Below are 13,096 nucleotides of genomic sequence, written 5' to 3'. Positions count from 1 at the left end.
GCAGTGAATGTCAGTCGTGGGAGCTCATGACGTGCTTGAGTCGCGTGTAGTCCTCGACTCCGTACGCCGAGAGGTCCTTGCCGTAGCCGGAGTACTTGAAGCCGCCGTGCGGCATCTCGGCCACGAGCGGGATGTGGCAGTTGATCCAGACTGCGCCGAAGTCCAGTGCAGCGCTGACCCGTTGGGTGATGCCGTGGTCGTTGGTCCACAGGCTGGACGCCAGTCCGAAGCGCACGTCGTTGGCCTTGGTGATCGCATCCGCCTCGTCGGTGAACGACTGCACCGTGAGAACCGGACCGAACGTCTCCTCCTGGACGATGTCGTCCTTCTGTTCGACTCCGGTGACGATCGTGGGTTCGAAGTAGAAACCGGTGTCTCCGACTCGGTTGCCGCCGGTCACGATCGAGGCGTGGGCCGGCAGGTTCGCGATCTTCGTCGTGACGGAATCGAAGTGGCGGACGTTGTTCAGCGGGCCGTAGAACGCGTCGGAATCGTCAGGGCTGCCCGGAGTCAGCTCGCGTGCCTTCTCGGCGAGAGCGTCGACGAGCTTGTCGTGGATCGACTCGTGCACCAGCACACGCGTCGCGGCGGTGCAGTCCTGGCCGGCGTTGAAGAACGCTGCTTCGGCGATGCCGCCGGCCGTCTTGTCGATGTCGACGTCTCCGAAGACGATGGCCGGAGCTTTCCCACCGAGTTCGAGATGGGCTCGCTTGAGCTGACGGGCGGCAGCCACGGCCACCTCGATTCCCGCTCGCACGGACCCCGTGATGGAGACGAGTCCGAGGGCGGGGTGCCCGACGAGGGTGGCGCCGGTCGCACCGTTGCCGAGGACCACGTTCAGGACACCGTCCGGAAGAATGCCCTTCGACAGTTTCGCGAGTACCAGCGTGCTCTCCGGCGTCGTGTCGCTCGGCTTGAGGACGATCGTGTTGCCGGCGGCCAGAGCCGGGCCGATCTTCCAGATCGCCATCATCAGCGGGTAGTTCCACGGGGTCACCTGCCCGACGACGCCGATGGGCTCACGGCGGACGTACGAGGTGAAGCCCTCCATGTACTCACCGGCGGACTTGCCCTCGAGCATGCGGGCGGCACCGGCGAAGAAGCGCAGCTGGTCCGCGCCGACCGTCACCTCCTCGTCCGCGATGACCTGCTTCAGCTGACCGGTGTTGCGGCTCTGCGCCTCGACCAGCTCGTCGGAGTGTGCCTCGAGCGCATCGGCGAGCTTCAGCAGTGCCGTCTGACGGGTCTTCGGGGTCGTCTTCCCCCAGCTCGCGAAGGCGCGTTCCGCGGCGGCCACAGCGTCGTTCACGTCGGCCTCGGTAGAGATGGGGGAGACGCCCACGACCTCCTCGGTGACCGGACTGATCAGGTCCAGGGTCTCGGTGGACGAGCTGACGACGAACTGGCCGTCGATGTAGTTCCGAAGCACGTCGTGCGACATCGGTCCCTCTCGGTTGTGGGCGCTGGTGGTTCGATCAGTGTGCGCTCGACGGCGCCTGCGGGCAGCGGACAAAACGATGATTCCCGGGGGCGCGGGCACTCCGACTTGTCCATTGCGGCCCACCTGGTGTTCGCTGTGATTCACGGGCGGAGGAAGGCGGGTCGGATCATGACGGTGTCTGTCCGCTGGGTGTTGGCGCAGAAAGCGCTCGCGATGGAGCTGCGCGCAGGCGCGAGCGGCCTCGACCGCGAGGTGTCCTTCGCGCACACGACCGAGTTGTCCGACCCGTTCCGATGGTTGTCCGGCGGCGAGCTGTTGTTGACGACGGGGCTCCGGCTGCCGCTGACCACGCCGGAGCGGGTGGCGTATCTCGGAGCATTGAACGACGCCGGTGTCGCGGCGGTGGGTTTCGGCACGGGACTCTCGTTCTCGGAGGTGCCGTCCGATCTGGTCGAGGCTGCCGACGGGCTGGGTCTGCCGATTCTCGAGGTTCCGTTGCCGACGCCGTTCGCCGCGGTGGTCAAACTGGTGATGAACCGCCTCGCCGAGCAGCAGTACGACGCTGTGGTTCGCGCGTCGCGTGCTCAGCCGCGGATGACCCGGGCGGTGGTGGCCGGAGGAGCGGCCGCGATCGTCCGCGAATTGGCGTCGGCGACATCGTCCGCCGTGGTGCTTCTCGACGACATGGGGAGAGTGCTCGAGCATCACCCTCGCGGGAGCGGTATCGGCGTACTCGACGACATCCGCGCATTGACCGAGGAGAAGGGTTCGGTGGCCAGCAGGGTCGCCATGACGAAGGCAGGCGTGTCGATCAGTGTGCAGCGCATCGCGATCGGCTCCGCCACCCACGGTCACGTCGCCGTGGTGGGCCCCGTGCTGGGAAACGTCGACCACATCCTGGTGGGGCACGCGGCATCGCTGCTGGCTCTCGATTTCGAGAAGCCGGCACGGGTGCAGTCCGCGCAGGACAAGCTCAATTCGGTTGCGTTGAGCCTGGTTCTGTCGGATCTCGACGGACTGGCGCCGGTGTGGTCGCAGATCGAGTCGGCAGCGGGCGGCGACGGAACGGTACGAGCGGTGACCGTGAACGCCGATACCGTCACCCGAGCCGAACGGGTCCTGGCGGCCATGTCCGCACGCTCCACCGAGGCAGGGCGCCAGGTGTTCGGTCAGCGCTGGAAGACCCGCGTCACCCTCGTGGTGCGCGGATCGGACGACAAGGCTTTCGTGCAGTCCACGCTGGCGTCGCTGGATGTGTCGGAACGCAGGAGGCTCCGCGTAGGAATGAGCGCGCCGCACCCGGTGGAAAGTCTCGAGCAGGCGGTGCAGGAATCCCGACTCGCGGCGTCGTCCGCGTCCGCAGGTGCGGATCCCGTCGAGTTCGGCTCCCTGGTCGGCGGAGTGCTTCTCGCGCACGCGTCGACGCGAGAAGCGTTGGCTACCGTCGGTGAGGCCACCGTGTCCCCGCTCGAGAAGTACGACACCGCCAACGGGACCGATCTGGTGGCGTCGCTACGCGCGTTTCTCGACGCCAACGGGCACTGGGAGTCGGCGGCCTCGACGCTGGGTGTTCACCGACATACGTTGCGCAGCAGGATTGCTCGTATCGAGTCGACCATCGGGGTCGATCTGGACGATGCCCGCGTGCGTGCCGAGCTGTTGCTCGCCCTCATCGCACGCGGGACCTGACTCAGCGTTCCAGCAGCCCCGAGATGACCTCGGCGGTGCGGTGACCCATGCGCACCGCGCCGTCGACGTGCTGGTAACCCTCGGCGGCGATGTCGGAGCACGAGAAGTGGATAGGGCCGACGGGCGTACGGGCGTCGCGACCGTAGCGGTGCAGGCCGCCGAGGTCGAAGCTCGCGGCATAGGCACCGCGGGTCCATTCCTCGGTGCCCCAGTCGGACTCGTAGTAGACGACGGGCTCGAGTGCCTTCGGTCCGAGGTAGGTCGCGATGGACTCGAGGATGGTGCGCTTGCGGTCCTCGGCGCTCAACTCGAACATCGCGTCGGCCTTCTCGTCGGAGACGAAGGCGACGAGCGTGCCGCGTGAGTCCTCGTGGTTGGTGTTGTCGTACACCTCCTGGGCGATCTGGTTCGCGCCGAAACCGGTGCCCGACAACCCTTCCTCGCGCCAGAACGGAGTGTCGTACACCGCGTGCACCTTGATGACGAGGCCGAGCGACTGGTGTTGATGCATCTGATGCTGGCGGCGGGGGAGGGGCGGGTCGTACGAGATGCGGGTGTAGAGGTTCGGCGGGACGGCGATGATCACCTTCCGCGCCGTCACCTGGAGATCGCCGTCGGCAAGCACGGTCACGCCGTCCTCGGACCATCGGACGGTGCGGACCGGAGCGTTCAGGTGCACGTCCTCGCCGAGGCGTTCGGCCATGCTGACCGACACCTGCTGCATGCCTCGGACCACGCGCTTGTCGAGGATGAAGCCGTCGTCGACCAGATTGGTGAAGGAGCCGGCGGACGCGGCCATGAGGATCGCCTGCAACGCGGAGAACGCGTGGGCGGGTTTGGTCAGCATGCCGCCGGCGATGAACATGCCGATGTTGGCCGTGGCCTCGGCATCGTCCGACTGCTGCGCGAGCCATCCCTCGAACGAGACGATGTCGAGCTCGCGGGCCAGCGGGTGCGCCCAGGGCTCCTCGGGACCGATCTCCGCGGCGAGTTTGTCGAGCATCTCGATCAGGCGGTCGATCTCCTTCACCGTCGACTCGGCGACGGGGAAGTTCTCGCCGGTGTAGCGCGTGGCGGTACCTGCCGGATCGACGTAGACCGACTGTCCCTCGCGGTAACGGTCGAACGTCTCGAGTCCCAGCTCGTCGAGCAGCCCGATCAGCGCGGTCTGATCGGGGGAGACCCACTGGCCACCGAGTTCGAGAATCGCTCCGTCGATGTCCTTGGTCCAGGTGCGTCCGCCGACGCGGTCCCGTGCCTCGAGGACGGCGACGCTCAGTCCCGCCTTGCGCAGTGCAGTGGCAGCGGCGAGGCCCGAGGGACCCGCTCCGACGATGGCGACGTCGCGATCGAATGAGGGCACGGTAGTGGCTCCTGTCCAGGTGGCGGTGTCGTCTCAGTCTGCCGGGTTCCGGGCGGAGCCGCGCAGTGCCGAAACGGAGTACCCGGTTCCGCCGGTCTGGACGGATCGGTGCGGTGGGGGTAACCGGATGGGCCGAGAATCACGCTGATCTCAACACTGTGCACCGTGCTCGACGTGCAGGAGCGTCGACACCATGACTTCCACCATCCGCACATCGGTCGTCCCGTTCGTCGTCGAGGCGTCGGGAACCGGTGTCGCCCAGCACCTCGTCGTGCAGGGCGATGCCGGCCACGAGTTCGACACCGACGCCTACCCCGCGTTCGGCGGCAAGGACGAGGCCCCGAGCCCGCTGTTCTTCGCGCTGGGCTCGCTGACGTCGTGCAACCAGGTCACCGCGAACCTCGTCGCGAAGGACCTCGGCATCACGCTGGGCAAGTTCACCTTCCGAATCCAGGGAGACCTGGACACCGCCGTACTGGTGAAGGGCGTCGAGGGCAACTCCAACTTCGACACGGTGACCGTCGAGGCCACCGTCGAGACGGACGCCACCGGCGATGCCTTCGAGCACTTCGTGTCCGAGGTCGAGCGTCGGTGCCCCGTCACCCAGCTCTTCGTGCGCAGCGGAACCGGATTCGTCAACACCTGGACGCGCGCCGACCTGACGTGACGGCCTCTCGAGCTCCGCGAGTACGCCGATAGTGTCGTGGGATCGCCGCTGACCACGACCTTTCGGACGTACTCGCGGAGAGCCGGTGGCGTGGTTACGCTCGGGCGATGATCAGTCGACACGTGAGTGCAGTGATACCCGCGCCGCCCGAGGCCGTGTACGACTATCTGGCCGACGTCGACAACCTGCCGGCCTGGGCCGCCGGTCTTGCCTCCGGATTCACCCGTGACGGCGACGACCTCCTGGCCGACTCACCGATGGGAACCGTTCGGGTGCGGTTCGCGCCTCGCAATACGTTCGGCGTACTCGATCACGACGTGACGCTTCCCGACGGGACAGTGGTCAACAATCCGCTGCGCGTCCTGGCCCATCCGGACGGCGCCGAGGTGGTGTTCACGGTTCGGCAACTGGACATGACCGACGACGAGTTCGAGCGGGACTGCGCCGCCGTCGCTGCCGACCTCGCGTCGGTGAAAGAACTGCTGCGCTGAGTCTGTCAGCGCACTCTCAGGTCGGGGCCGGTCGATCGTCGTAGTGTCGACCGCGGTGCGCAGGGTGCGCGCCGACACGAGGAGGACGTCATGGCAGGCATCGCCGACAAGTTCGACAAGGCATACGCGGACAAGTCGATCGAGGAACTGGCCGACGCGCCGGTCGCGGCCCTGAAGGGTGTCAGCGACGGTGATGCGGAGAAACTGAAGGCGGCGTTCAACATCACCACGGTGCGCGATCTGGGCACCAACAAGTACTTCCTGTGGGCGCAGGCAACCGCGACTCTCGCGCAGTAGGACCGTTCCCCACCCCGCGAGTACGTCGATAGTGTCGTCGGCACGGGCCGTACAGCGACACTATGGACGTACTCGCGACGGGGGTGGGGCCTAGCTGACGTCGGACGACCGTCGTCGACGCACTCGCTTGGTCACGAAGACTGCGAGCAGTACGACGACGATGCCGATGACGATGTACTGGAACACCGACGCGTACTGCTCCACGTAGTGCCAGTTCTCGCCGAGGTAGTAGCCGGCGAGCACGAAGATCGAGTTCCAAAGCAGGCTGCCCAGGGTCGTGTAGAGCAGGAACTGCGCCACGGGCATCCGCGAGATGCCGGCCGGAACAGAGATGCCGGATCTGACGACCGGGATCATGCGACCGAAGAACACCGCCGAGCGGCCGTGACGCTCGAACCATTGCTCCGCCTTGCCCAGGTCGTCGGTGTCGACGAAGGGAATGCGGTTCACGGCCGCGTACATCCGATCGCGTCCCAGTTTCAGCCCGAGCCAGTACAGCACCATCGCGCCGATCACCGAGCCCGCTGTCGTCCAGAACAGTGCGCTGAACAGACTGAACCCGCCTTGCGACGCGGTGAAGCCCGCGAGCGGCAGGATGATCTCACTGGGTAGCGGTGGGAAGAAGTTCTCGGCGGCGACCGCGAGACCGGCACCCGGACCGCCGATGCTCTCCATCAGGCCGACGGCCCATCCGGCGAGTCCGCCGAGTTCCGTGGCGGGGGCGGCAGTGACGATGTCGCTCATGGCGTCACTTTACCGTCCCTTTAGGTTCGCAGAGCTCGCGCGAGGTAGGTGCCGGTGTGGGTATCGGTCTCCGCAAGGTCGTTCACCGTGCCCGTGAAGACCACCTCGCCGCCGTCGTGACCACCGTCCGGTCCCAGGTCGATGACCCAGTCGGCGGCCGCCACGACGTCCATGTTGTGTTCGATCACGATGACGGAGCGACCTTCGTCGACCATGCCGGACAGCAGCCCTACCAGGTTGTCCACGTCCGAGGAGTGCAGTCCGGTCGTCGGTTCGTCCAGGACGAGGACGGGCGAATTGCCCACCAGTTCCGAGGCCAGCTTCAACCGCTGACGTTCTCCGCCGGAGAGCGACGTCAGATTCTGGCCGAGGGACAGGTAACCGAGACCGACATCACTGCACCGGCGCAGTACGTCGCGCACCTTCTTGACCGTGAAGAACTCCTGAGCCTCGTCGACGGACATGTCGAACACGTCCGCGATGGACACCCCGTCGACAGTGTGCTTGATGGCGCCACTTCGGAAGCGTCGTCCCTGACAGGTCTCGCACGTGCTGGACACGGGATCGGTGAAGCCGAGATCGGTGAAGATCATCCCGGTGCCTTGACAGTCGGGGCACGCGCCGTCGGAGTTGGGGGAGAACAACGCGGCGGGCTGCCCGGTCTTCTTGGCGAAGTGCGCGCGGATGGGGTCGAGCAGGCCGGTATAGGTAGCGGGAGACGACCGCCTCGACCCGCGGATCGGTGCCTGGTCGATGACGACGGCGTCGGCGCGGGCATCACGGAGGTGCCCGTGGATCAGGCTGGACTTGCCGGATCCGGCAACCCCGGTGACCGCGACGAGCACACCGAGCGGAATGTCGACCGAGACGTTCTTCAGGTTGTGGCTGGCGGCGTTCGAGATCGTGATCCATCCCGACGGTGAGCGCGGCGAGCGGAGGCCGCGACCGTCCCGCCGCAGCGCTCGCCCGGTGCGCGTGTCGGCCTCGCGGAGTTGGTCGTAGGTGCCCTCGAAGATGACCGTGCCGCCGTGCTTACCGGCGCCCGGGCCGATCTCGACGATACGGTCGGCGATGGCCATCACTTCCGAGTCGTGTTCGACCACCAGCACGGTATTGCCCTTGTCTCGCAGGGCGATCAGCATCTCGTTCAGGCGGTGGACGTCGCGCGGATGCAGACCGGTGGTGGGCTCGTCGAAGACGTAGAGCATGTCGTTGAGAGTCGCGCCGAGGTGGCGCACCATCTTGATGCGCTGCGACTCGCCACCCGACAGCGTCGAGGTCGCCCGGTCGAGACTGAGGTATCCCAGCCCCAGATCGACGAGCCGACGCAGCTGTGTCACCACTTCCCGGCGTGGGCCGTCGAGGTCTCCCAGAGTCCAGCCGTCCATGACGTCCGCGAGGTCCGACACCTGCATGGCGAAGGCGTCCGGGATCGAGATGCCTTCGAGCTTCGCGTTGTGGACGACCTCGTTGAGCCGAGTGCCGTTGCAGGACGGGCACACTCCGCGTGTGACGATGCGGTCGTACGCTTCCTTCGACTTCCCTTTGAGGGCGTCGGCATCCTTGGAGAGGTAGCTGCGTCGGAAGCGCGACAGCAGCCCCTCGTACGTCTTGAAGACGGCATCGGGATTGTTCATCTCGACCTCGCCGGGAGCCGCATCGAAGAACAGGTGACGCTCGCGCGGCGAGAACTGTTCGATCGGGACGTCGAGGTCGAACAGGCCCGAATCGGCGTAGAGGCGATACGGCCACTTACCCGGAAGGAAGTCGGGGTGCTTGATCGGCCCCTCTCGCAACGACTTCGACTGGTCCACCAGTTCGTCGAGATCGACGACCTTCGCCTCACCGAGTCCCTCGCACTCCGGGCACATGCCCGCCGGGTCGTTGAAGGAGAAGGCGTTCGCGTAGCCGATGGACGGGGTCACTCCACGCGACCACAGCATGCGCAGCCAGTCGCCGATGTCCGTGATCGTTCCGACGGTCGAGCGCGGGCTGCCGAAGAGGCGCTTCTGGTCGACGATGATGACGGCCGACAGGTTGGCGATGAGGTCCGCGTCGGGCCGCCCGTAGGACGGGAGAAAAGTCTGGGCGAACGCGCTGAACGTCGAATTGATCTGCCGCTGCGCTTCGGCGGCGATGGTGTCGAAGACCAGCGAACTCTTGCCGGAACCCGACACACCGGCGAAGACGATGAGCTGCCGCTTGGGAAGGTCGATGTCGACGTCGCGCAGATTGTTCTCCCGAGCGCCGCGCACGGTGATGGTGGACAGAGCGTCGTTCGGTGGCGTCGTCACGCAGTAGGGATACCAGAGCGATGCGACATCCGTCAGCCGGACTGGGCCTGCAGCTTGCTCAAGCGGTATCGCAGTTTGCCGGGGCGGTCACGCTCGGTGGTGAGCGACGACGTCCGAGCGATGTGTGCCTCGCCGAAACGGTCGAGCAGCAGATCGTCGACCATGCGTACCTGGCCAGGTCGGTACTGGTAGTCCATGGCGGCCGTGACGTACTCGACGCGCGACGGGTTCAGCGCCTCCTCGAGTTCCGCACCCGTGGTGATGCCGTTGGCGTTCACCAGCGTCAACAACCACTCGTAGTGGCCGCTCTTACTGGGGGTGTAGTCGGGAAGCAGATCGGTGACGACGGACCGAAGCTGTTCGGCCGTCAGTTCGAGATCCATACCGCGCGCAGCATCGGCAGCACGCAACTCGGCGATCTTCTCGGTGTGATGACGATCGGCCAGTTCGAACTGCGCATCCGCCAATTCGATGAGGCCGGCAGCGAGGGTGAACGCGCGATCGATCGTGGGCGAGCCCTGCGTGCGTGAGTTCTTGAACCGGATGTCGTGCTCGATCTCGGCCCACGCGTGCTGCAGCACCGTGCGGATCTGCACCTCGAAGCCGAGCCCCACGAAGGCTTCGCACCCGGCCGGAACATGGTCGCCGTCGGCGCTCATGATCAGATGCTTTCCGGCGTAGCCGAACACCCCCGACTCCTGCGCCAGGGACGACTTGTCGATGGTCTTGAGCAGCACGAACTTGTCCGAGATCGCGTCGACCACCCTGTCGATGTCCGAGGTCAGGTACGTGATGACACGGATCCCGACGAGGTCGGTGACCTCGACCAGCGGATCGGTGAACTCGAGCGAACCGTCGGGACGCAACCGCGCGAACTTGCCGGCAGCGGACTCGACCGACTTGGTCCGGGCTTCCACGGCATCGACATCGATGTCGGCGTCGGACACGAACTTCTCCACCGCCGACGACAGGGCAGCCGTGGCCGCGACGAAGTGGTCCCACCGCGCGCGGTACTCCTCGACGGAGCTGTGCATGGATGTCGTGCTGCGCATGGTGGGGATTCTGCCTCACCATGATCGAATGCTTGCGTGACGCTCCGTACGTACCGCGTGGTCGACTGGGACACGACGCTGCTGATCCTGGTGTCGGCGCTGATCCTGCTGGCCGCGTTGATCCTCGGCGTCTGGAAGTTCCGCCAGATGGCGACGTCCGAGACGGGGCAGGCCCATCCGTACGTCGACATCGCTCACCGCGCTGCGCTGATGTACTCGTTCGCGACCCTGGTGATGGTGCCGCTGGTCCACTTCAGCGCCTGGCCGACGTGGGTGAACCTGGTCGCGTCGGGGGCCGTCGTGTTCTTCTTCGTCGCCGCGATCGTCAGTTACGTGGTGCACGGCTTCTTACGCGACACCGACAACCAGTTCGTCCGCCCGGTGCCGGGAACGCACGTGTTCATGTACGCGCTCGCGGCCACCGAGATCGGCGGACTACTGGTGTTGATCGTGGGCTTCGTGCGCGGCCCGCTGTTCGTGAGTTAGCGCGCGAGCTCCACGTCGTCGACGAACGGATCGCCGTTGCGCGGGGCGTCGAATCCCTCCTGGTCCAGGATGCCCTCGCGCTTGGCGACGATGGTCGGGATCAACGCCTGGCCGGTGACGTTGACGGCGGTGCGGCCCATGTCGACGATCGGCTCGACGGCGAGCAGCAGGCCGACGCCGGCGAGAGGCAGCCCCAGAGTCGACAGCGTCAGGGTGAGCATGACGGTGGCACCGGTGGTTCCGGCCGTCGCGGCGGAGCCGACGACGGACACGACCACGATCAGCAGGTAGTCGGTGAGCGTCAGGTTCACGCCGTAGAACTGCGCGACGAAGATCGCGGCGATCGCGGGATAGATGGCGGCGCAGCCGTCCATCTTGGTGGTAGCGCCGAGCGGAACCGCGAACGATGCGTACTCGCGGGGCACACCGAGATTGCGCTCGGTGACGCGCTGGGTCAGCGGCAGAGTGCCGATGGACGAGCGGGAGACGAAGCCGAGCTGCGTCGCGGGCCACACGCCGGAGTAGAAGTTGCGGATCGAGAGACCGTGCGCCCGAACGATGATCGGGTAGACGACGAAGAACACGATGGCCAGTCCGACGTACACCGACACCGTGAACACGCCCAGTGAACCGATCGCGTCCCATCCGTACGTGGCGACGGCGTTGGCGATCAGCGCCGCCGTACCGATCGGAGCCAATCGGATGATCCACCACAGGACCTTCTGCACGATCGCGAGCAGAGAGGCGTTGAACGTCAGGAACGGTTCGGCAGCCTTGCCGACCTTCAGCGCGGCGATGCCGATGGCCGCCGCGACGACGAGCAGCTGCAGGATGTTGAAGTTCAGTGTGGTGCTCAGAGCACCCTCGGTCTGGCTGGTCCGGGCGCCCAGTGCCAGGAAGTTGTTGGGGACGAGGCCGGTGAGGAACGACCACCACGACCCTGTGCTCGACGGTTCCTTCCCGAGATCCGGCGAGACGCCGGTTCGCGAACCCGGTTGCGCGACAAGACCGATGATGATGCCGACGATCACGGCGATGAACGCGGTGATTGCGAACCACAGGAGGGTTTGGCCCGCCAGGCGTGCCGCGTTGGTGACGGCGCGCAGGTTGGCGATGGAGCTGACGATGGCCGTGAACACGAGGGGGACCACGGCGACGGTGAGCAGTTTGACGTAGCTCGATCCGATGGTCGAGACGGTTTCGACGAGCCAGTTGGGATTACCGTCGGCGGCGTCGGGCATGGATCGAGCGATGAGGCCGATGACGACGCCGAGGATCAACCCGGCGACGATCTGGGGCCCGAACGACGTGAGCCAGTGCGGCAGTCGACGGGTGGGGGCAGCGCTGGGCGCGGACATGGTGGAGCCTTCCGAGAATGCTGGGGCGGCCGAGGACGACAACGGCCGAAAAGGGTGCGCGGTGGACGAAGAGACCGGGGAGGAACACGGTCTATCGACAGATAGCGCTGGCCTGCAGGCGAAGGTCGACGTAGCGACGCGATGTCAGGAGCAAAGGCACTCGGACGATGCTACGCCCGTGCCCGGGTCAGCTGACGCCGAGCCAGCGCAGACCCGCGGTGACTGCCGCTGCAGCGACGACCACGAGCACGAAAGGTGCTCTGCGCCAGGCGAGGAACGCGGCCACGAGGACGCCCACGGGTAGTGCGAGGCCCGCGTCGCGGGGGAACGTCGAGGTGGCGACGAGGGCGACGAAGACGACGGCGACCGCGGTGGTCATCGACTTCTCGGCCGACGCGGACAGCTCACGCCGTCCGCGTAGCGCGATTCCGATCAGGCGCAGCGCGAACGTTCCGACGGCGAGTGCGGCAACGCCCGCGAGAATGGCCCCGGTGCTCACGAGGCGTCGTTTCTGCGCCCGAATCTGAGCACGAACGGCATGACGGCGATCAGGGCGAGCACCACGGAGACACCGGCGGGCACCACGACGCCCGCGGCGACGGCGACGGCGGCGCCGATGCCCGCGGCGATGCGAGTCACCCGATCGCGCAGAGAGGGCATCACGAGGGCGAGAAGGACGGCGGGGAAGGCGGCGTCGAGTCCGAGTGACTCCGCGCTCTCCACGCCGGCGCCGAGGCCCACCCCGGCCAGCACACCCAGATTCCATGCGACGAAGAGGAACGCCCCGCAGAACCAGAACGAGAGGGTCCTGCCCCGCCTGGTGGTCGAGGCCATCGAGAAGGCGACCGACTCGTCGGTGACCAGATGGGCCCCGAGCAGTCGTGCGGCGGATCGGTCACCGAGCAGCGGTGCCACCGAGAAGCTGAGTGGAAGCAGTCTGCCGTTGATGAGGAGTGCGCTCGACACTGCGGCCAGAACGCTGCCGCCGCTGGTCAGTACTCCGACGAAGACGAACTGTGAGGCTCCGGCGAACACCGCGATCGACAGCAGGCAAGGGAGCCACCACGGCAGGTCGGACGCGACGGCGATCGCACCGAGCGAGGCACCGACCAGGGCGTCGGCCATGCACACCACGGCGATGTCCCGCACCGCCACGTCGGGATCGTCCCGGAGCGTGAGCCACAGAGGTGTTCGCCATATCGAACGCATGGTGC

13 protein-coding genes are annotated in these 13,096 nt (G+C 66.5%); 5 read left to right on the top strand and 8 right to left on the bottom strand.

Annotation, left to right across the window (positions count from 1 at the left end; genetic code table 11):
* Positions 1-10: 10 nt before the first annotated feature.
* Complete coding sequence (locus RU01_RS16195; protein ID WP_042575574.1) at positions 11-1,441, bottom strand: gamma-aminobutyraldehyde dehydrogenase; 1,431 nt, start codon at positions 1,439-1,441, stop codon at positions 11-13.
* Positions 1,442-1,609: 168 nt separating this feature from the next.
* Here RU01_RS16195 and RU01_RS16190 point away from each other — a divergent pair, with 168 nt between their 5' ends.
* On the top strand, positions 1,610-3,130 hold the full coding sequence (locus RU01_RS16190; protein ID WP_042575573.1) for a PucR family transcriptional regulator: 1,521 nt from the start codon (positions 1,610-1,612) through the stop codon (positions 3,128-3,130).
* 1 nt (position 3,131) lies between these two features.
* Here RU01_RS16190 and RU01_RS16185 read toward each other — a convergent pair whose 3' ends face one another.
* Positions 3,132-4,493 carry a flavin monoamine oxidase family protein gene (locus tag RU01_RS16185; protein ID WP_042575572.1) on the bottom strand — a complete coding sequence of 454 codons (1,362 nt, stop codon included), beginning with the start codon at positions 4,491-4,493 and terminating at the stop codon, positions 3,132-3,134.
* A gap of 193 nt (positions 4,494-4,686) precedes the next feature.
* Here RU01_RS16185 and RU01_RS16180 point away from each other — a divergent pair, with 193 nt between their 5' ends.
* The 3 genes from RU01_RS16180 (at position 4,687) to RU01_RS16170 (ending at position 5,948) form a co-directional block, all read left to right on the top strand.
* Positions 4,687-5,160, top strand: coding sequence for an OsmC family protein (locus RU01_RS16180; protein ID WP_042575571.1), 474 nt, complete (start codon positions 4,687-4,689; stop codon positions 5,158-5,160).
* Between the two features lie 107 nt (positions 5,161-5,267).
* A complete protein-coding gene (locus RU01_RS16175) occupies positions 5,268-5,651 on the top strand; it encodes an SRPBCC family protein (protein ID WP_082043169.1) in 384 nt (127 codons plus the stop codon).
* Positions 5,652-5,741: 90 nt separating this feature from the next.
* Entirely contained in the window at positions 5,742-5,948 is a 207-nt protein-coding gene (locus RU01_RS16170; protein ID WP_042575569.1) for a hypothetical protein, read from the top strand.
* Positions 5,949-6,038: 90 nt separating this feature from the next.
* Here the strand turns inward: RU01_RS16170 and RU01_RS16165 are convergent, their stop codons facing one another.
* Genes RU01_RS16165 through RU01_RS16155 form a run of 3 tightly spaced genes read right to left on the bottom strand, consistent with a single transcriptional unit; the run spans position 6,039 to position 10,038 of the window.
* Positions 6,039-6,692 carry a DedA family protein gene (locus tag RU01_RS16165; RefSeq protein ID WP_042575568.1) on the bottom strand — a complete coding sequence of 218 codons (654 nt, stop codon included), beginning with the start codon at positions 6,690-6,692 and terminating at the stop codon, positions 6,039-6,041.
* Between the two features lie 20 nt (positions 6,693-6,712).
* A complete protein-coding gene (locus RU01_RS16160) occupies positions 6,713-8,986 on the bottom strand; it encodes an ATP-binding cassette domain-containing protein (protein WP_042575567.1) in 2,274 nt (757 codons plus the stop codon).
* Positions 8,987-9,018: 32 nt separating this feature from the next.
* Positions 9,019-10,038 (bottom strand): GTP pyrophosphokinase, encoded by a 1,020-nt coding sequence (locus RU01_RS16155; RefSeq protein ID WP_052493321.1) that lies wholly within the window; start codon positions 10,036-10,038, stop codon positions 9,019-9,021.
* Between the two features lie 36 nt (positions 10,039-10,074).
* Here RU01_RS16155 and RU01_RS16150 point away from each other — a divergent pair, with 36 nt between their 5' ends.
* Positions 10,075-10,524, top strand: coding sequence for a hypothetical protein (locus RU01_RS16150; RefSeq protein ID WP_231568742.1), 450 nt, complete (start codon positions 10,075-10,077; stop codon positions 10,522-10,524).
* Here RU01_RS16150 and RU01_RS16145 read toward each other — a convergent pair.
* The 3 genes from RU01_RS16145 to RU01_RS16135 all read right to left on the bottom strand — a co-directional run bounded on the left by RU01_RS16145 (position 10,521) and on the right by RU01_RS16135 (position 13,091).
* A complete protein-coding gene (locus RU01_RS16145) occupies positions 10,521-11,882 on the bottom strand; it encodes a dicarboxylate/amino acid:cation symporter (RefSeq protein ID WP_042575566.1) in 1,362 nt (453 codons plus the stop codon). The two genes, RU01_RS16150 and RU01_RS16145, sit on opposite strands and share 4 nt — an antisense overlap.
* Before the next feature lie 187 nt (positions 11,883-12,069).
* Positions 12,070-12,381: an AzlD domain-containing protein gene (locus RU01_RS22930; protein ID WP_082518375.1), complete on the bottom strand. Its 312-nt coding sequence runs from the start codon at positions 12,379-12,381 to the stop codon at positions 12,070-12,072.
* On the bottom strand, positions 12,378-13,091 hold the full coding sequence (locus RU01_RS16135) for an AzlC family ABC transporter permease (RefSeq protein WP_042575649.1): 714 nt from the start codon (positions 13,089-13,091) through the stop codon (positions 12,378-12,380). Before RU01_RS16135 ends, RU01_RS22930 begins: the two co-directional genes overlap by 4 nt.
* Positions 13,092-13,096: the final 5 nt, after the last annotated feature.

The organism is Rhodococcus sp. MEB064 (genome assembly GCF_000834565.1).
Lineage (GTDB): Bacteria > Actinomycetota > Actinomycetes > Mycobacteriales > Mycobacteriaceae > Rhodococcoides.
Note: the sequence above shows the minus strand (reverse complement) of the source record. Positions and strands in the feature narration are given on the sequence as shown.